The sequence below is a fragment of the Pseudoalteromonas sp. D15MCD-2 genome, from assembly GCF_038562745.1.
Lineage (GTDB): Bacteria > Pseudomonadota > Gammaproteobacteria > Enterobacterales > Alteromonadaceae > Pseudoalteromonas.
On the sequence record NZ_JBCFQE010000001.1, the window covers coordinates 1,796,178 to 1,815,593 of the forward strand.

A 19,416-nucleotide genomic window follows, 5' to 3' on the forward strand; every position below is an offset into this window, starting at 1 on the left:
CCTCTTGTTGTAGTTATATCTAGCAGAAAGCTAAACGGCCGGATGGCACAAGTTCAACTAATACTCTTTACGTGTAAAACTTAAAATTAGTTTGTAGACGAACTAAATTTGTACCAAAGTCTAGTCTTTAGTGTAGGAGTTCGAAAAAAAATGTAAATGGTTTTGTCCCTAAACAGCCGAATAAATGCAGTTTTTTACGTTTTTTGTTGGAATTGTGAACAAATTGGGTAGGGGGAAGGAATAATTTGATGACAGTATTATTTCAAAGCAAATTATTTCAATTGAGAGGAAAGTGCTGCAAACACAGGGCTTGCAGCACAAAGTTACTACTTTTTGTAAGCGTCGTTATGAACGCCAGCAGCACGACCTGAAGGGTCAGCATTGTTTTGGAATGATGCATCCCAAGCTAGTGCTTCAGGAGTAGAACAAGCAACTGATTTGCCATGCGGAACACATTTCGCAGCTGCATCACCAGGGAAGTGCTCTTCGAAAATACTACGATAAAAATACGCTTCTTTAGAATCAGGCGTATTGATCGGGTATTTGTATTTTGCATTAGCAAGGTCTTGATCGCTTACTTGTTCGTTCACATACTCTTTTAAAGTATCAATCCAGTTATAGCCTACGCCATCAGAGAACTGCTCTTTTTGACGCCAAAGTACGTCGTCTGGTAGATAGCCGTCGAACGCTTCACGAATAATGTGTTTTTCGATTTTACCGTCTTTACACATTTTCGCTTCTGGGTTGATACGCATTGCTACGTCTACAAATTCTTTATCTAAGAATGGCACTCGCGCTTCAACGCCCCATGCTGCCATTGATTTATTCGCACGCAAGCAATCGAACATATGTAGTTTAGAGACTTTACGGTTAAGTTCTTCATGGAACTCTTGCGCATTTGGTGCTTTGTGGAAATAAAGGTAACCACCAAATAGCTCATCAGCACCTTCGCCCGATAACACCATTTTAATACCCATGGCTTTAATTTGGCGCGCCATTAAGTACATCGGCGTTGAGGCACGAATAGTTGTTACATCGTACGTTTCGATGTGATAAATCACTTCACGCAGGGCATCAATACCTTCTTGAATAGTAAAGTGAATAGGGTGGTGAACCGTACCAATCATATCAGCTACTTTTTGTGCAGCTGCTAAATCGGGTGAGCCTTCTAGACCCACAGAGAAAGAATGCAGTTTTGGCCACCATGCATCAGACTCGTCATTATCTTCGATACGTTTTGCAGCAAAACGCTGTGTGATAGCAGAGATAACCGATGAATCTAAACCACCAGATAATAGAACGCCATATGGAACGTCACACATTAGTTGACGTTTAACAGCTGCCTCTAAGCCTTCTTTAACATCGCTCACTTTAGCTTCGTTGTCTTTTACTGCATCATAGCTTTGCCAATCACGGCTGTAGTACTTACGAAGTTGACCATCTTTGCTCCACAAGAAATGACCCGGAGGGAACTCTTCAATATGTTTACAAATTGGCGATAATGCTTTTAATTCTGAGGCAACATAAAAGTTACCATGCTCATCATGACCCGTATAAAGCGGAATAATCCCGATATGGTCACGACCAATTAAGTAAGCATCTTGCTCTTCGTCGTATAAACAAAACGCAAAAATACCATTTAAATCGTCTAAAAACTCAGGGCCTTTTTGTTTATATAAAGCCAAAATAACTTCACAGTCTGATTGAGTTTGAAAAGTAAAATCAGTTTCTAAGCTAGCAGCGAGCTCTTTGTGATTATAAATTTCACCGTTAACAGCAAGAATATTTGTACGCTCAGGGTTGTACAAAGGCTGTGCACCACTTGATACGCCAACAATCGCTAGACGCTCGTGCACTAAAATAGCTTTATCTGATGAATACACGCCAGACCAATCTGGCCCGCGGTGCCTTAATAGTTTTGACATCTCAATTGCTTGGCTACGCAATTGAGCGGGATCAGATTTAATATCTAATACCCCAAAAATTGAACACATAGTGACTCCTCATTCCAAATATGTGCGCAGTTAACAGAATTTATATAACTGCGAATGTTTGTTTTAACAGAAATAATTACCTAAGTCACACAGGTTTTTTAATTAATTGAGAATAAAATATGCACCTGCGGTTACCTCTTTGCACCAGTATGGGGTAAGTGGTTAAAGGGTGAGCAGTTTAAATGCTTGATTTGTGCAAATTGGATGATAATGAGTCTGGAATAAAGGCTTTTGTTACTAAACTTTCTGCACAGCTTTGGTGCAAAGGAATACGTAGGGTTTTTACCTTTTTAAATGTATAGACAAGCTATGAAGTTAACGCGAGCAAAGACTTTCTTTGCTCGCATTTTAAACATCAATAAATTAAGCGCTATTTATTAATATAGTTTAGTGCTATCGCAAGTTGATTTAAGTGCGCAGTTAGCTTTTCTTGTGCCTCGTGGGCTTCGTTGAGTGTAACAAACTTAAAGTGAAGGAAGTCGCCGGGTTTTAATTGTGCAAAATGACGAAGATCCGCTTCGATCACGGTGCCGAGCAATGGATAACCACCCGTTGTTTGCGCATCGTTTAATAGCACTATGGGTTCACCATTTGGCGGAAGCTGAATACAGCCAGGAGCAACAGCCATAGAGGGTAATGAAACATCATGGCTGATATCACACTCATCACTTAATAGTCTTGTGCCCATGCGGTTACTATTAGGCGATACATGCCAAGAATGATTTATAAAGTTAACGATGGTTTCTTTTGGTAACAGTGCTGCATGTGGTGCAGCATGAATACGAATTTGTGTACTTTTAGGTGGTAGCATGGCACCTAAGCCAACTTTGGTATTGTACCTTGGCGTTATATCAAAACTATCGCCAGCCTGTAGTGCTTGACCGGTTAAGCCACCAAAACCCGCTAATATATCTGTTGAGTAAGAATCTAAAATGGGCTCAGGTAAATGCCACTCGCCGCCAATAGCAAGGTAGCTTCTAAAACCATGACGTGCAGCATTAAACTTTAATACATCGCCTTTTTTTATGTAAAAGCTCCAGCCAGGATCAACAGGGTTGCCATTCACTGTGGCTTTCATATCAGTGCCGTGCAGAGCAATGTAGTAATCGTTATCGAACTGAATTTCGGCAAGACCTAAAGTGATCTCAATAACGGGGTTGTTGTCGTCGTTGCCAACTAAACGATTTGTAATAACTTGAGCGTAAGGGTCTATGCAACCTGATTGACCAATGCCTAAATGGCGAGAGCCTGTTCGGCCTTGATCTTGTATAGACATTTGCATGCCAGGTTTGATGATAGTGATCATTTTAACACCTCCTGAATAACAAACTCTAAAGTATCACCAGGTTCAATAGCACAAGGCGAGGCTGCATTGATATCAAACAGACGAAAATCTGTATGACCAATAATTTGCCAGCCACCAGGTGAGCTTTCAGGGTAAATACCGGTTTGATCGCCGCCGATAGCAACAGAACCTTTTGGAACAGAGAGCCTTGGTTCAGCATGACGAGGTGTGTAAAGTTGTGGATTTAAACCATCTAAATAAGCAAAACCGGGCTTAAAGCCTAAAAAAAGCACGTGGTATTTGGCACTGCTGTGCATTTGAGCAACATCATCAACAGAAAGCTTATGATGTCTAGCAACATGCGCTATATCAGGCCCATATTCACCTCCATAACGAGTCGCAAGTTTATGATGACGTGAGTTAAAGTCTGTGGCTTTAAGTTCGTGCCATTGTTCTAGCAATCGTGGCAGCCAACCAGCAAGTTGAGCGGGCTCTTTCAGGTAAAGCGTTAAATTATTATTGGCAGGGACTACATCAACAAAGTCATCACTGCTTTGGCAATATTGGGCTAATGCCCATATTTTCTTTTGCGTAGTGAGTGTGTCGCTTGCTGTTTCATAGGCATCAAAAAAGATGCTATGCGTAGTGAGCGCCATAATTTTAGGTGTACTATTGGTCGTCGTCATTGCGTATCAATCTTATTATTATCCCTTAATGCTTATTAGCATATAGGCTGTTTGTTGATGATGTAAATGTGTCTTTAGTGTTAATTAGAAAAACTCAAGACAATCAAGTGGCTATAATAGCTTATAACCACTTGATAAAGTGCAATGCCTAATTACTGTGCGTTATTTAGTAACCAATTAGACAGTAAACGTACGCCATAGCCTGTACCGCCTTCAGCTAGTTCATCTTTTGCTTTAGAATTTAGCGCGTTACCAGCAATATCAATGTGAACCCAACGTGTGTCACCGGCAAAGTTTTGTAAGAAACTCGCTGCTGTAGTAGCACCTGGGCCATGTGAACCGATGTTTTTAAGATCAGCAATGTCTGACTTTAAAGCATCTTCATAACCTAGAGGTAAACGCCATAGGTTTTCGTTTACTTGTTTACCAGCAACAGTTAGTTGCTCTACAAGGGTGTCGTCGTCAGAAAACACAGCCGCATAGTCATTACCTACAGCACGAATTTTAGACCCTGTTAGGGTAGCAACATCAACCATAATACTTGGTTTGTACTTGTCGCGGGCATACCACATTGCATCACTTAATACTAAACGGCCTTCAGCATCTGTATTTACAATTTCAACGCTTAAACCTTCAGCGGTTCTTACAACGTCACCCGGCGCGACAGCAAATTGCGATACCATATTAGCTGCCATGCCCATTACAGCAACAACGTTTGTGTCGGCTTTAGCCAGTGCCATTGCTTTTACAGTACCCAGTACAGCAGCTGCACCTGCCATGTCTGATTTCATGCGGGCGATTGAAGCGCCTGTTTTAAGGCTGTAACCACCAGAATCAAAGGTAATACCTTTACCCACTAATGCGATAGGGGTGTTTTTATTACCTTGATAATGTGCAACCACTAAACGTGCACCTTCTTCGCTACCACGGCCAACAGCCTCAAGTGCACCCATGCCCAGCTTTTTAAGTTGCTTAGGCTCTAAAACAGTAATTTTAACACCTAACTTTTTAAGCTCTTTTGCCGCTTTAGCAAAATCAACCGGCGTCATTTCTGTTGCAACTTCAGACGTTAAGTCACGCGCTAAAAATACACCTTGTTCAATGCTTTGTAGTAGTTTATGGGTTTTGACCGCTTGGTCTAAATTTTCAACATCTAATGTGTAGTTAACAACATGGCTGTCTTGTTCTTTTTTGTATTGCTCAAAACGGTGGTCACGTAAATTTGCGCCATGTGCAAATTCTGCTGCATATTTAGCATTGATTGCGCTGTCTTTTAGCTCTGAAAAATCAAGGCTAACATTTTCCTGTTTAGCCGACTGCAATTTAGCGTGAACGTTACCACCTAGTTTTGCCATTTTTGCTGCATCTAGTTTTGGCTGCTCTCCTAAGCCAACAAGTAAGATGCGCTGATGGTCGCTACCGTTTGGTGCGATAACTTCTAAAGTTTTGCCATAGCCTGCTTTAAAGTCGCTAAATTCAATGACTTTATTTATGTGAGTTTGGGTTTCTGGCTTTAAATAATTAAAGTTAGCAACTTGGCTATCTGTATCTAAAAATAAAACTAGGGTGTTGTCGTTCGGTTTAATTGATTTCGCAAAAGTGAACTCTGCGGCATTCACTTGCGTAGCAAGTGTTAATCCTAATGCAATAGCAGATAAGCTGTGTGCAATTTTCATTTTTTAATATCCCAATGTTAAAAAGCTGTTTTTTACCGTAAATAAGGTTAAGAGTTAAATTGTTAGCGGTGAATCGCTGTTTGCATGCGTTTAAGTTGAAATTATTAATACCTATGCTCGGTCTGTCTTAAATACAGGCTTTTAAGAGGAAATTAGTATGACAATTAAGTCGATGTTACTGACACTATTCACTTGCAGTGCCATTTTTACCACCAGCCCAATTAAAGCTGACACAATGCCAGATAACGCGACAGGGCATATTGAAACCATTGTGCTTGGTTCAGGTTGCTTTTGGGGAGCAGAAAAACGATACGAAGCACTGGATGGTGTATTGGATGCGGTATCTGGCTATGCCGATGGGCATGGATTTAAAGCGACCTACAAGAACATAACACGTAGCTCACGACGCTTTGATAAAAACAATTATGCAGAAGTTGTTAAAGTGACATACAACAGCAACGAGTTAACAACACAATCACTGTTAAAGCATTATTTTGAAAATCATGATCCAACTCAGCTAAATCGCCAAGGGAATGATGTTGGTACTCAATACCGCTCAACAATTTTGGTAAGTAATAATGAGCAACAAGAAGTTGCGAATAAACTTAAAGATGAATACCAAAGCAAATTAACAGCAGCAGGCTACGGCAAGATTGTAACTGTGATAAAACCGCTTGATGCATTTTATGCCGCTGAGGATTATCACCAAGATTATTTAAAGAAAAACCCCAATGGCTATTGCCCTGATCATTCAACGGGCGTTGTATTTACACCAGTAGAAAAACAGCAGGTTGATAACACAGCCTTATTGGCAGGTAAGCAAATTGTAGTGATAGATGCAAAAGGTTATTGCCCATACTGTGAAAAATTTAAAAAAGAGGTCGCCAATCAGTACATGGGTTCGATACCAATGACCTTTCGACATGCTGATCAACTTGATGGCTTAACGGTTAAAACGCCGACTTGGGCAACACCCACGTTATTATTTATAGAAAATGGCGAAGAGGTTTATGGTCGCCAAGGGTATGTTAGTAAAGGTGAGTTTTACAAAGCCTTAGGGGCATTTAAACTAGGTGACAGTGAAGCTTTTAGAGTGGCATTTCATGCCAGAACTGACAGCCCATTTTGTAAGCAGTACGATATCTTTAAAAATACACCGGATGGAATTTTTATTGATAAGCTAAGTGGAGCGCCGCTATTCGATACCCGAGATAGATTTAACTCGGGCACTGGCTGGCTTTCTTTTACACATCCAGTAAAAGACAGTGTAACTATGCATGAAGACAACAGTTATGGCATGCAGCGTATTGAGCTTAAATCAAAAAGCTCGGGTATTCATTTAGGGCATTTGTTCCCTGGTGAAGGGCCAAGAGGTAAAGATAGATACTGTATTAATGCTACAGTGCTTGATTTTGTGCCAAGAGATAAATCTTAAAAGGTAACTGACGTAAGAAAACCAGCCGACATGGCTGGTTTTCTTTTAGCCTGATGACTTATTACCACAATTTTAATTCCTGTTTAGCGAGGTTTAAGTTGAACGACACCAGCTCGTTATTATTGAGCTGCACAGCCTCATAAAAGTCAGCAATGGCCGCGGTATCATTTTTTGCCATTAGTCGGGCAATACCTCTATTACTTAATGCATAAGACGTCAGTTCATTACGCTTATAGTGCGAGGCATTGACCTTTTTAAGCATCGCGATTGCTTGCGAGCAATCTTGATCAGCTTTATCAAACTGCTTCAGTTTCACACTCGCAACACAGCGGTTAAACGGCACGATATAGTTGTTAGCTTCGTTCATTGTATCTAATGAATTTGCAAAGTTGCCTTGCATAATTGCTTTTGAGCTTGCGTTATCGTCAACAACCATGAGTTTAAAGTCGTTATTGTTGGCAAGTGCAAAATTTGAACAAACAAATAATATTAACCACACGCAGGGTTTAAGATTTAATTTAAACATTGTTTTCTCCTTGTTAGCGTAAGCGTTGTGCTTACTCTATAAAGTTAGAAAACGGGGTATAAAACTGACAAACGATATAATCGCACCCATAAGGTGAAGAAAAGTATTCTATAACGCAGATATTTTAGACGAAAAAAAGCCCGGTCAGAACACACAAGAACCGGGCTTTCGACAACAATTTGGTTGGGGTTACTTTTACAGCGCTAGGTTTTGTTTTGCGCGGCTTAAGTTGTGGTTAACAAGTTCGTTTTTAGAAATTTGCACTGCTTCATAAAAGTCAGAAAGAGCAGCAGTATCGTTTTCAGACATGATGCGTGCAACACCACGGTTACTAAGTGCAAACGATGTTAGTTCACGGCGTTTGTAACCTGGTACTTTACTTGTGCTTAGAAGAGAAATTGCTTGTGTACACAGGCTTTCCGCTTCTGAAAAATTCTTTTCTTTAACGCTTAATGCACAGCGGTTGAAGGCAGTTTCGTATTGGCTAGTTGCATTGTCGTTAGTTTGAGCTTGCTCAATAACCATCAGTTTATAATCAGCTTGGTCGGCTACTGCCATCGCTGAGCAAGTTAATAAAGAGCTAAGTGCAATAGTTTTTACAAGTGTTTTTAACATGATAGTTTTCCTCTGAATAAGTTGGTATTTCTTGCCAACGAGTGAACTTTAAAATATTCCTATAAGCTAAACAAACGATTAAATTAAAACTGATAGATGAAGAAATTTAATCTATAGAGTAATTACTCAGGATTCAGGGTTTTACTGTGGTGTAGAGGAGGTGAAGTTGTTTTATTCCTGTATTGGAAAGTCAAAATAGCTTAGCTGAGTGCTGATAATTTAATGCCGTCACTTCATGTACAAATGTTATTTGGGTTTAAGGGACGCGGCCGTACTGTTAGAACAGTAGCAAAAGGTAAGTAACTTTGTTAAAAATAGTCTTTTAAGTAATATTCTGTCGAATTGTTCAAAGTGCTCAATATGCCTGTTAAAAAACTCTTGGTGGTTCATGAAGCTAATCGTATTGCTTGTTAGAAAAGCTATAGATTCTAAATTTAAAGTATTTGGCTTAAAAATTATACAGGATATAAAAACTGATGATTTTATAAATATATTAGACTTTTGCCTGAAAAATGGCTGGGTTAAAACTTATGAATACGATAATTTTGATGCATGGATTGATTACGGTAAGGTTAAGCTAGTAAAAGAAAATCGTGTACTTAAATTTGAGTGGGATCATTGGTTTGAAGGTGAAATATCAGGCAAAGCCGATGATATTGTTTTCATAGCTAAAAAATTTGGTTTAATACCCAGAGATAAACCGGCTTGGATTGAAGTTAAATAAAAGGCTCTTTTTCTAAATAGCGACAAAATTAGAAAATTTGAATTCTGTTCGCTTTGCAGTCATTTTAACCTACCGTTAAAGCTAATTAAGTTGGCGAAACAACTCAAGGAAAGGCATGGCTAAATTTATTTGGGAAATTACTGTTCAAGATCTTAATGAACATGCTGTTTGGCTTTTTAAGTATTGTAAGGATGATTCAGTTGATGAAACGATTGTAACACCAGCCTCTGAAGCTGATACATTAAACCCAAATAATCAGTTACTTGTAAAATCACAGTTTACTGATGCTATTGGCAATAAATTCTTGGGTTACATTCATATCGGCTTAGCCGGGATTGAGTATACGCAACCATGTATGTTTGTTGATGATGAACCAGTTGGCTTTTGGTTTGGCATATCAACACCTAATACAATTGATTTACCAAAACTAAACTTTCCAATTCAAGCTGTTTCAGAGCCTATCTATGGTCTGCCTTCTCAAATCGAGACAATTAGTGGTTATGGTTATTTAGACATGTACTCAAACAAAATTTATCTCGATTAGGCCTGATTAATAGCATTATTCTGTTTAGGATGTATTTTACTCGAAATTATTGAAATATACATTTGGACATTAACTTCTATAAAAAGGAATTCATTAATGAAGATCGCAGCAGCCAATTCAGCACCATGGAATATAGCAGAAAGTGATAATGGCGGTATGCCTAGACTAATTCGTTATCGAACTGATCTGGTATCTTTTATCGCAAGCAGTGATTATCCTCAAAGATTAGTTATCATATGGGAGTACGATGCAGATAACCTTAATGGAATGCCATCAACTGAGCAAAGTGAAACGATGAAATGTTTTGAGGACGCTTTAGATGCGACTCTTGACTCAGATCGTATAGCTGTCTTAGCGTTTGTACTTACTTGTAATGGAAGCCGTGAATGGCATTACTATATTAATCGTGTTGAAGAAGTCGGTCTTAGAATCAATACAGCCTTATCTGAGTTTCCAAAGTTACCTATACACCTGCAGGTTGAAAACGATCCTGAGTGGGAGCAAATTAGCCTTGTATACCAAATCTGCGGTGTTTAGCTAAAACAATTAAATGTTGTTCAAAGGATTTAATCCACGATGAATAAATTAATTATTTCAAGTTTAATGCTTGTTAGTATGATTGCATTTTCTGCACCTGATCAAATTATGCATTGGGGGGATTTAGCATCAATTAATAGTGAATTAATCGAAGATAAAGCAAGAACATTTTTGTTGCGTGAGAAGCCTGAACTAAAAAATGTTGCTGTTAAATTTGTTCAGATCGATGCTCAAATCCATAAAAACGAAGGCCCAACTTTGAATGTGGTGTTTATACATGCAAACTCCTTTAAACCAATCGAGCAAAGTGAACTTTACGGTGAGTTAAAGAATTCCAGTGAAATAAGATATTGTATGGAATTTATCCTCATCTTTTTTTCAAAAAATGGCGAACCAGAAAAATTGGTCGTCAAAGATGTTTTGCTTAGTAAAGATATTGATTATTCGAAGAAATTTTTTTTGGATACATACAATTCATTTTAATGCAGAAACAATGAGTTAAGATTTTAATCTTATTTTTACTTCTTGGTATGCTTGCAACAAATATTAACATTCTATTTTGAGTTTATATTTTTAAGGACAGAATTATGAAAAAAGGACTGTTATCGGTCGGATTATTATTTTTATCAAACCTTGCTTTTGCAGACTGTAAAGTAGCACTTGAAGAAAGGTTAAAAGACGATTTAAACCTCACATACCAACAATTTGATCAGACATACGATGCTGGGTTTAGGTTATTAGAAAAATTAGGTTGCCATGCTGAAGCCGCAATTCTAATAAAACGTTTTATTTCTCACAATAATTCAAAAGAAAGCTCATTAACTTGGCATTTAGCTCAAATGGAAGGGCTAGCGGGTGATTATCAACAAGCTGTCTTTTACGCTAAAAAAGTATTGGATCCCGATGAGAAGATAAGTAGTTCAAAAATGTATTGGAATGACTTTGTGTTAGGAAATATCGCCTTTTGGAATAAAGACAAAGCAAAACTAAAACAACACATAGCGAATATTGAAAAGGGACAAAGTTTTAAACCTAATCAGATAAACCTGAACTACTTAAATCAGTTACTCAAACATTTTGATTTAAGCTATAAACAAGCACTATCTGTGTAGCCAACTATGTAGACTGAATTACTGAAACATCAACGTATCTGACTTAAACCTTACAAATATTACTAAATATATTATGCAAAAATTATCTAAAGCTCTTTTACTGCCAACATTCATATCTGGAGTGCTTTCATTTAAGGCGTTTGCTAACGCCCAGTCAGCTGACGTCGAAGTAATTAATCTCGCTGATGATTTTTATACTTTATATCAGTCAAGCAAGACGTTGACTGCAGAAAATAGAGCAGAGCAGTTTTCTCAACATTTCACCTCTCAATTTGCGCCTTTTTATAGTGATAAAAGCTTTGTTAAAGCTATTGAGGGTTTCAGTGAAATAGAAGATGTATATTTATCAAAAAATAGGCGTTTATCTAAAGATTTAAACAGCAGTATGGAATCATTTATTGCTACTTTCCCTGATTTCAAATCTGAAACCCCCATTTACATACTTCACTCGTAAGGAAGGTTCAATGGGGCAACGCGAGAGTTAAATGGTAAGTCTTACTTAATGTTCGGCGTAGATCTTATGGCCAAGTATCATACTTGGAAAAACGATACGCCATTTTTTCATCACGAGTTATTTCATGTTTATCATGAAAAATTATTTCAATGTAAGGATGAGCTATGGTGCTCTATTTGGACTGAGGGGTTAGCTACTTACGTTTCATATAAATTAACTCCGTCAGCCAGTGATGATGAATTGATGCTAAACATACCTAGCAATCTGGTGAAAAAGATTCGCTCAAGACAGCTCGATTCTCTCGTTGACCTCAAGAAAAAGTTTTATTCAAAAAAACCTGAAATATATTCTTCATTTTTCAACTTTGCAAAGGACGAGACAAAGCTGCCATACCGAAGAGGTTATTACCTAGGATTTATTTTAGCCAAAGAAATTGGCAAAAATTACAGCTTAGAGCAATTGGCTAAAATGGATAAACAGACAGTAGAGAGCTTATTACTAAAAGAGCTTGATTTATTAATAAAAGCGGAAGGCTAAAAAACTAAACACCTAAACGACAAAACCCAGCCTAAGCTGGGTTTTGAGACAACACAATTCTGTGAGAACTTATAAAGCTAAGTTCTTTTTCGCACGAGTTAAGTTGTGCTCAACTAACTCGTTCCCTGAAATTTGTACTGCTTCGTAAAAGTCTGACAATGCAGCAGTGTCATTTTCAGACATGATGCGTGCAACACCACGGTTACTTAACGTAAATGACGTTAGTTCGCGACGTTTATAGCTAGGTACTTTACTCGTACTTAGTAAGCTGATTGCTTTTGAGCATAATGTTTCAGCTTCAGAGAATTTTTTCTCTTTAACACTCAAAGCACAGTCATTAAATGCTTGTTCGTATTGACGGTTCTCTGCAACATCAGCAGTGATAGATTGGTCAATTACCATCAATTTGTAGTCACTCTGATCAGCCACTGCCATAGCTGAACAAGTTAATAAAGAGCTAAGTGCAACGCGTTTCATAAGTGTACTAAACATAATCTTTTCCTCTATTTGAATCGGTATCAATCGCCGACAAATGAACTTTAATTGAGCAGAGCAAATTCAACAAACGATAAAAAATGACCTAATAGATGAAGAAATTTAACCTATAGACTTTAGTCTAATGTAGTGAGTTAGTCTTATAGCTGTCAGGTCTGTGATCTGACCCCGATAAAGTAGACACGGGGTTTAAATAGCTAATGTTTACGATAAAGAAAAATAAGGAGGCAGAGTACGCAAAACAAACAAATTGTTGTTAATTAAAAATAAAATCGGTACTTTATGATGGTATGTATAGTTGATGACTTAATTTATTTAGAATAAGCGTATAACCATGAAACTGATATTTGCGTTGTTACTTTTAGGATCTGTTATTGCCAATGCAGCTGAAGATAAAGTCGCTGTTTATCTTAATTTTGAGCAGGCTTATTTGAGCAATGATGTATCTTTGTTTACGCCATTATTAAGTAAAAACTATACGATTAGACAAACATTGCATATTCCAGGCATAGGGTCAGATACTGTACCTGTTACTAAAGCTCAGTTACTTGAAGGCATGAAGCAAAATCCTAACCCTAGTTCATTACCGCGCTCAAAAGCTGAATCAGTTATAATAGAAACAATTTCAAAACAGCAATTCTGTGCAAGTTCTCAAACTTTAGATCAAGTCGTAGTAGCAGGTAAAAACTACGAAGAGAAGGAACTAAGAAAAGCGTGTTTTAAACACGAAAATAATAGCTATGAAGCTATATCACATACCATTGATGTGTATTATCGAGAGCTTTGATAGAGATAGTTAACATTCAGAAATTTCCGTGTATCAAATAAACTTACTAACTGATATTAATTACAGATAAACCTTATAAATGAGATAAGGAAATAAATATGAACAAACAGTTAGGTTTAGTAGCTGGGGTATTACTAGCATCATCGAACTGTTTCGCAGCTGATAGTTTTCAAGTTGAAACTGCTGTTTATAGAGCGAATGAGCTTCTAGCATCGCCAGTAATGCTGGTGGAAGAAAAACAACCTGCGAGCATCTCTATAGGTGAGGGGTTTAGCTATGAAGTTACAGTGATACCACAACAAAATAATACGGCAGCTGTAGAAACATCAATCACACTCGCTGGCAGCTATTTTACTCCTTCTTTTATTGTGGAGTATGGTAAACAGGCGTCTTTCGAAATTGGTGAAAACAAAGTGAGTATTTTAGTAACCAAGTCGAAAAGTTAAATTAGCAATAAAAGACCCTCAACAAAATTGAGGGTCTTTTATCTATTATTTTAGATGTTTAAAAGTATCAATCATCCATTTTATAAATAGCTCTAATTGTGCATTAGTTTCGCTAGGATCGTGTTGCACTAAGTAATATTTATCTTTCGTTTTTAATGGCATATCGGTGAAATTAAATAACCACTGCTCATCAAACCAAGTCTGACTGATAGGTAAGGGGATTAGGGCAATACCCATACCCTGTTGCGCGGCACGTGCCACACCAAACATACTATCAACTTGAATAATTTGCTTTGGTGCAAAGTCTTCAATACCAGCATGCTCTGCCCATTGGTGCCAAGCCCAAGGACGCGCTTTATGAAGTATAAGAGGTACTTCATTTAATGCCTGAAACGGGTTTTCTTGCCATGCTTGCCAGTTTTCTTTATTGCAAGCTGGTGTATACGATAGCGAAAATAGCTCATGTACAACGCCTTCGTGCGGTTTAGACGAAGATAATACAATCGACAAATCGCTTTGCTTAGTCAGCTCTTTACGCGTTTTTAAGGTATTAAGCTGTAAGTTTGTATTTGGGTGCTCACTGGTCCATTCGCTCAGTTTTGGCATTAAAAGCTCACTGGCAAAAAACTCAGGTAGCGTAATACTGATCGTTACGTTTTCTTGTAACTGACTAAATTCATTGATGGTTTTTTCTAGCGCTTTGATCAGCGGTGATACAGAGTCATAAAAATTCTTCCCCGCAGCAGTTAGGCGGATAGAGCGGGTTTGACGTTCAAATAGTTCAATACCCAATTGTTCTTCTAATTGTTTGATCTGATGGCTTACGGCAGACGGTGTAAGGTAAAGTTGGTTTGCAGCATCTTTAAAGCTAAGGGTGCGTGCAGCAAAACAAAATGAGCGTAGGCCACGAATAGGTGTTTGCATAGTTAATTTCAGTAAGTCTCAATAGCGCTTGTTAGTTAATTAACTGCTAAGCAATTATTATCCCAAAATGTAAAAAAATAGAGAGTAAAGAATGAATATAGCTAACTCTTGCCATATTGTATAAAAAACAATCGTGAATCGCTCGTTTAATCTATGTTTAGGCAAATGTTTAGTATAAAAGTGATCTTAGCAGTTTTAGCTATTTCGTCATAGTCTCAGTATTAGATACTGCCAATTCACTAAAGCAGGGCATTTTATACTATTTATGTGACAAAATGGTGCGGCGAAAGGCTGACTTTAGATAAAAAAAATCCCTCTTGCGAGGGATTTTGGGTAACTCAGCGCCATTGGCACTGGGAATGAGGTCGGTACATGGGATGTGAGTGGCTTAAAAAGCCATCTCTGGAACATCACCTTCAACAAGCAATTTGCCTGCCGTTTTACTAATAATTTCATCTACCGACACGCCTGGAGCGCGTTCGATTAGATGAAATGCGCCGTCTTTAACTTGTAGTACGGCTAAATCAGTTACGATTTTCTTTACACAGTTAACCCCAGTTAGCGGTAAAGTGCAACTTTCTAATAACTTAGAGTCGCCATGCTTGCTTGCATGAGTCATCGTAACAATAATATTCTTCGCGCCAGCAACGAGGTCCATCGCGCCACCCATGCCTTTAATTAGCTTTTTTGGGATCATCCACGATGCGATGTTACCGTTCTGGTCAACTTCAAATGCACCTAATACTGTTAAGTCTACATGACCACCCCGTATCATGGCAAAACTATCTGCACTATTAAATATTGCTGCACCTGTGGCTGCTGTCACGGTTTCTTTACCCGCGTTGATCATATCTGCATCAACTTGGTCTTTGGTTGGGTACGCACCCATACCTAATAAGCCATTTTCAGACTGCAACATAACTTCGATACCGTCAGGTACATAGTTAGCAACCAGAGTAGGGATACCAATACCTAGGTTTACGTAATAGCCATCTTGTAGTTCTTGTGCAACACGCATTGCAACTTGTTCACGTGATAATGCCATTTTATTACTCCTTAATCGCGAGTTGTTACACGTTCAATGCGTTTTTCAAAGTCGCCTTTGATCACGCGATTAACATAAATACCTGGGGTATGAATTTGGCATGGTTCAAGTTCACCTGGCTCAACAATTTCTTCAACTTCAGCAACAGTAATTTTACCTGCTGTCGCGGCCATCGGGTTGAAGTTCATTGCTGTGTGGCGAAATACAAGATTACCGTAGCGGTCAGCTTTCCATGCTTTAACAATAGCAAACTCACCTGTAATTGACTCTTCTAAGATATATGGGCGACCATCAAATTCTTTGACTTCTTTACCTTCGGCAACAGGAGTACCGTAACCTGTAGCTGTATAAAACGCAGGAATACCCGCACCACCAGCGCGCATCTTCTCAGCGAGTGTCCCTTGTGGTGTTAAAACAACATCAATTTCGCCATCGAGTAGTTGTTTTTCGAATAGCGCATTTTCACCCACATAAGAAGCGATGATTTTTTTAATTTGCTTATCATGAAGTAAAACCCCTAAACCAAAATCATCAACACCGCAGTTGTTCGAAACAACGGTTAGATTTTTAGTCTGTTTACGCTTAATTTCACTGATAAGTCCTTCAGGAATACCACACAAGCCAAAGCCACCAGCGATAATAGTATCGCCATCTTTTAAACCTTCCATTGCAGCTTCATAACTTGAAACCACTTTATCGAAACCGGCCATGAGCCTACTCCTTAATTATTCTGAGTGTTCTTTAGAGCAAGTGATACCTTGCTGACAGGTTGTTTATTTAGTGCACTGCAAATAGCCCAACCAGCTTTCGCCAGTCTTTCTAAATCAATTCCATGCTCTATGCCAAGCCCTTGTAGTAAGTAAACTACATCTTCAGTGGCAACATTTCCTGACGCACCTTTGGCATAAGGGCAGCCACCAAGGCCTGCAACAGCACTATCAACCGTTGCTATACCGCGTGTTAGGGCGGTATAAATATTTGTGAGCGCTTGTCCGTAAGTGTCGTGAAAATGTACAGCGAGTTTTGATTTATCAATATGTTGCAAGAGTAAATCTAATAACTCATCGACTTTTTTCGCCGTACCTACACCAATGGTGTCGCCAAGGCTAATTTCGTAACAACCAAGCTCTAATAATCGCTCTGATACTTTTAATACATCATTGTAGTCGACATCACCTTGATATGGACAACCCATAACGCAGCTAACATAACCTCTAACACGAATGTTATTCGCTTTGGCAAAATCCATTACATCTTTAAAGCGGTCAATACTTTCATCAATAGAGCAGTTAATGTTCTTTTGACAAAACGCTTCACTTGCTGCTGTAAAGATTGCAAATTCTTGTATGCCGACTTGTTTTGCCGCCTCTGCACCCCGTAAATTCGGGGTGAGGGCACTTAAGTTAACATTAGGCAAATTTAACGCGCTAATTACATCGCTTGAGTCAGCCATTTGTGGCACCCATTTAGGTGACACAAAGGCGCCTGCTTCAATATCTTTAAGCCCAGCATCTGCAAGGGCGTTGATAAGAGCGACTTTATCTTGCGTGCTAACGGCGGCTTCATTTTGCAAACCGTCTCTGGCGCCAACTTCTACAATGCGAACAAAATCAGGAAACTGTGCCATTACGCCTCCGGCTCTTCAACAATCGCGAGCATATCACCATGACTCACCAGTTCACCTTCAGCAAAGCAATAGCTCGTTAATACACCATCATGCGGGGCATTAAGGGTGTATTCCATTTTCATCGCTTCAATGATGACAACAGCGTCACCTTTAGCGACAGTAGTACCTACCTCAACTAAATGTTTAACAACAGTACCATTGAGTGGTGCAGCGAGTGGCAATGCATCACTTTCGTGTTCACTAATATAGTGTTTATCAATCAGCTCTAGCACCTTTTGCTGTGCTTTGTACATCACTGTGATGTGAGAGTCTGTTTGATTAATATGAGCTACAACTTTTTCGCCATTAACGACTAGGTTTGCAAGGCCATTTTCAACCTTGCCCGAGGTTGTATAGTCAACTTCATTTAGGCTGATTTTAAAGCCATCTGAGGTCTTAACCGCATGAACGTTTAAATCCACAAACGGAATTGTTGTTTTAGCGTCACTGTTTAGCATAAAGCCTGTTAATTGTTGCCATGGGCTGCTGCTTTCACCTTTTAGTTGGTGTGCATACGCATAGGCTGCCACAACGCTTGCAATAACAGACTGTTGCTCGTTTTTAGCAACAAGGCGCTCACCTTGGTCTTCAATAAAGTGCGTATCGGGTGCACCAGCTTGAAAAGTAGGGTGGTTAGCAAGATTATGTAAGAAATTAACGTTGCAGCTAAAACCTGCTAGGTGGAATTGCTCTAGTGCTTTTGACAAACGCCCAAGCGCTGCCTCACGGTTATCGTCATGCACAATTAACTTAGCAATCATAGGGTCGTAAAACGGGCTGATTTCATCACCCGCTGCAATCCCTGTATCTATTCGAACAAATTCAGATTCGTTCGGTGTAAATAGGGCATCAATGTGACCAGAACACGGAATAAAGTCATTACTTGGATCTTCAGCATAAATACGCGCTTCAAAGCTGTGACCTTGTAGCTGAATATCTGCTTGGCTAAGTGGTAAAACTTCACCTGCCGCAATATTGATTTGCCAATTCACCAAATCAACACCGGTTACCATTTCTGTTACAGGGTGCTCTACTTGTAAACGGGTGTTCATTTCCATGAAGAAGAATTCATCACCGCATAATAAAAACTCAACCGTACCTGCACCGCGATAGTTAATCGCTTGGGCACAACGTACTGCTGCTTCACCCATTTCTTTGCGAAGCGCATCAGATAGACCCGGTGCAGGGGCTTCTTCAATTACTTTTTGGTGACGACGCTGTAAAGAGCAGTCACGGTCGCCTAAGTACACACAGTTACCATGGCTATCGGCAAAAACTTGTACTTCAACATGGCGAGGTTTGGTGACATAGCGCTCTAACAGTACTAAATCGTTACCAAAACCGGCTTTTGCTTCACGTTTTGCGCCTTCAAGTGCACTGATAAAATCTTTTGCGTGTTCTACAACTCGCATACCTTTACCACCGCCACCAAAAGCCGCTTTAATCAGTACCGGGTAACCAATTTTTTCAGCTTCGGCTTGTAAGAACTCAGTATCTTGGTTATCACCATAGTAACCAGGCACTAAAGGTACATTTGCTTGATGCATAATTTCTTTAGCGCGGGTTTTTGAGCCCATGGCTTCAATGCTTGATGCTGGCGGGCCTATAAAGGCGATATCATTTTTCTCACACGCGAGGGCAAAGTCACAGTTCTCAGATAAAAAACCATAGCCAGGGTGAATACAATCAACACCAGCTTGTTTTGCAACATCGATGATTTTGTCTGCCACTAAGTATGAGTCTTTACTTGGCGCAGGGCCAATATGATACGCCTCATCAGCAAGCTTTACGTGTTGAGCATGTTTATCGGCATCTGAGTACACTGCAACCGTTGTTAAGCCCATTTGTTTTGCTGTACGCATAACTCGGCAGGCAATTTCACCACGGTTGGCAACGAGAATTTTTTTCAATGATTTTGTTGTCATAAT

The 19,416-nt window shown here is 39.1% G+C and carries 22 protein-coding genes; 10 read left to right on the forward strand and 12 right to left on the reverse strand.

Annotated features, from left to right (window positions below):
- Positions 1-326: 326 nt before the first annotated feature.
- The 4 genes from asnB to AADY36_RS08100 form a co-directional block, all read right to left on the reverse strand.
- A complete protein-coding gene (gene asnB / locus AADY36_RS08085) occupies positions 327-1,994 on the reverse strand; it encodes an asparagine synthase B (RefSeq protein WP_054561538.1) in 1,668 nt (555 codons plus the stop codon).
- A gap of 370 nt (positions 1,995-2,364) precedes the next feature.
- A complete protein-coding gene (locus AADY36_RS08090) occupies positions 2,365-3,300 on the reverse strand; it encodes a 5-oxoprolinase subunit C family protein (RefSeq protein WP_054561537.1) in 936 nt (311 codons plus the stop codon).
- Positions 3,297-3,965 carry a 5-oxoprolinase subunit PxpB gene (gene pxpB, locus AADY36_RS08095; RefSeq protein WP_054561536.1) on the reverse strand — a complete coding sequence of 223 codons (669 nt, stop codon included), beginning with the start codon at positions 3,963-3,965 and terminating at the stop codon, positions 3,297-3,299. Before pxpB ends, AADY36_RS08090 begins: the two co-directional genes overlap by 4 nt.
- A 152-nt stretch (positions 3,966-4,117) precedes the next feature.
- A complete protein-coding gene (locus AADY36_RS08100; protein WP_054561535.1) occupies positions 4,118-5,641 on the reverse strand; it encodes a leucyl aminopeptidase in 1,524 nt (507 codons plus the stop codon).
- Between the two features lie 157 nt (positions 5,642-5,798).
- Here AADY36_RS08100 and msrA point away from each other — a divergent pair, with 157 nt between their 5' ends.
- Positions 5,799-7,076, forward strand: coding sequence for a peptide-methionine (S)-S-oxide reductase MsrA (msrA, locus tag AADY36_RS08105; RefSeq protein ID WP_342408816.1), 1,278 nt, complete (start codon positions 5,799-5,801; stop codon positions 7,074-7,076).
- 61 nt (positions 7,077-7,137) lie between these two features.
- Here the strand turns inward: msrA and AADY36_RS08110 are convergent, their stop codons facing one another.
- Positions 7,138-7,602, reverse strand: a complete 465-nt coding sequence (locus AADY36_RS08110) for a hypothetical protein (RefSeq protein WP_342408817.1) — start codon at positions 7,600-7,602, stop codon at positions 7,138-7,140.
- A gap of 195 nt (positions 7,603-7,797) precedes the next feature.
- Positions 7,798-8,217: a hypothetical protein gene (locus AADY36_RS08115; RefSeq protein ID WP_175081986.1), complete on the reverse strand. Its 420-nt coding sequence runs from the start codon at positions 8,215-8,217 to the stop codon at positions 7,798-7,800.
- Between the two features lie 388 nt (positions 8,218-8,605).
- Here AADY36_RS08115 and AADY36_RS08120 point away from each other — a divergent pair, with 388 nt between their 5' ends.
- From AADY36_RS08120 to AADY36_RS08150, 7 genes are all read left to right on the forward strand, one after another.
- Positions 8,606-8,941 (forward strand): hypothetical protein, encoded by a 336-nt coding sequence (locus tag AADY36_RS08120; protein ID WP_287200680.1) that lies wholly within the window; start codon positions 8,606-8,608, stop codon positions 8,939-8,941.
- A 115-nt stretch (positions 8,942-9,056) separates the two neighbouring features.
- Positions 9,057-9,485 (forward strand): hypothetical protein, encoded by a 429-nt coding sequence (locus tag AADY36_RS08125; RefSeq protein ID WP_342408818.1) that lies wholly within the window; start codon positions 9,057-9,059, stop codon positions 9,483-9,485.
- A gap of 96 nt (positions 9,486-9,581) precedes the next feature.
- Positions 9,582-10,022 (forward strand): DUF695 domain-containing protein, encoded by a 441-nt coding sequence (locus AADY36_RS08130; RefSeq protein WP_342408819.1) that lies wholly within the window; start codon positions 9,582-9,584, stop codon positions 10,020-10,022.
- A gap of 39 nt (positions 10,023-10,061) precedes the next feature.
- Positions 10,062-10,505: a hypothetical protein gene (locus tag AADY36_RS08135; RefSeq protein ID WP_239964824.1), complete on the forward strand. Its 444-nt coding sequence runs from the start codon at positions 10,062-10,064 to the stop codon at positions 10,503-10,505.
- 104 nt (positions 10,506-10,609) lie between these two features.
- Positions 10,610-11,134 carry a hypothetical protein gene (locus tag AADY36_RS08140; RefSeq protein ID WP_342408820.1) on the forward strand — a complete coding sequence of 175 codons (525 nt, stop codon included), beginning with the start codon at positions 10,610-10,612 and terminating at the stop codon, positions 11,132-11,134.
- Between the two features lie 73 nt (positions 11,135-11,207).
- On the forward strand, positions 11,208-11,588 hold the full coding sequence (locus tag AADY36_RS08145) for a hypothetical protein (RefSeq protein WP_342408821.1): 381 nt from the start codon (positions 11,208-11,210) through the stop codon (positions 11,586-11,588).
- Positions 11,589-11,654: 66 nt separating this feature from the next.
- Entirely contained in the window at positions 11,655-12,125 is a 471-nt protein-coding gene (locus AADY36_RS08150; RefSeq protein WP_342408822.1) for a hypothetical protein, read from the forward strand.
- A gap of 69 nt (positions 12,126-12,194) precedes the next feature.
- Here AADY36_RS08150 and AADY36_RS08155 read toward each other — a convergent pair whose 3' ends face one another.
- On the reverse strand, positions 12,195-12,617 hold the full coding sequence (locus AADY36_RS08155) for a hypothetical protein (protein ID WP_055197207.1): 423 nt from the start codon (positions 12,615-12,617) through the stop codon (positions 12,195-12,197).
- Positions 12,618-12,954: 337 nt separating this feature from the next.
- Here AADY36_RS08155 and AADY36_RS08160 point away from each other — a divergent pair, with 337 nt between their 5' ends.
- A complete protein-coding gene (locus AADY36_RS08160) occupies positions 12,955-13,407 on the forward strand; it encodes a hypothetical protein (protein ID WP_055197205.1) in 453 nt (150 codons plus the stop codon).
- 98 nt (positions 13,408-13,505) lie between these two features.
- Positions 13,506-13,853: a hypothetical protein gene (locus AADY36_RS08165; protein ID WP_055197203.1), complete on the forward strand. Its 348-nt coding sequence runs from the start codon at positions 13,506-13,508 to the stop codon at positions 13,851-13,853.
- Positions 13,854-13,898: 45 nt separating this feature from the next.
- Here AADY36_RS08165 and AADY36_RS08170 read toward each other — a convergent pair whose 3' ends face one another.
- From AADY36_RS08170 to AADY36_RS08190, 5 genes are all read right to left on the reverse strand, one after another.
- On the reverse strand, positions 13,899-14,777 hold the full coding sequence (locus AADY36_RS08170) for a LysR family transcriptional regulator (RefSeq protein WP_054561525.1): 879 nt from the start codon (positions 14,775-14,777) through the stop codon (positions 13,899-13,901).
- Positions 14,778-15,165: 388 nt separating this feature from the next.
- Entirely contained in the window at positions 15,166-15,822 is a 657-nt protein-coding gene (locus AADY36_RS08175) for a 3-oxoacid CoA-transferase subunit B (RefSeq protein WP_342408823.1), read from the reverse strand.
- Positions 15,823-15,833: 11 nt separating this feature from the next.
- The gene (locus AADY36_RS08180; protein WP_342408824.1) at positions 15,834-16,532 is read right to left on the reverse strand and encodes a CoA transferase subunit A; all 699 of its coding nucleotides are present in this window, start codon (positions 16,530-16,532) and stop codon (positions 15,834-15,836) included.
- Positions 16,533-16,543: 11 nt separating this feature from the next.
- Complete coding sequence (locus AADY36_RS08185) at positions 16,544-17,449, reverse strand: hydroxymethylglutaryl-CoA lyase (protein ID WP_054561523.1); 906 nt, start codon at positions 17,447-17,449, stop codon at positions 16,544-16,546.
- Positions 17,449-19,413 carry an acetyl/propionyl/methylcrotonyl-CoA carboxylase subunit alpha gene (locus tag AADY36_RS08190; RefSeq protein ID WP_342408825.1) on the reverse strand — a complete coding sequence of 655 codons (1,965 nt, stop codon included), beginning with the start codon at positions 19,411-19,413 and terminating at the stop codon, positions 17,449-17,451. The genes AADY36_RS08185 and AADY36_RS08190 overlap by 1 nt, the downstream gene beginning before the upstream one ends.
- Positions 19,414-19,416: the final 3 nt, after the last annotated feature.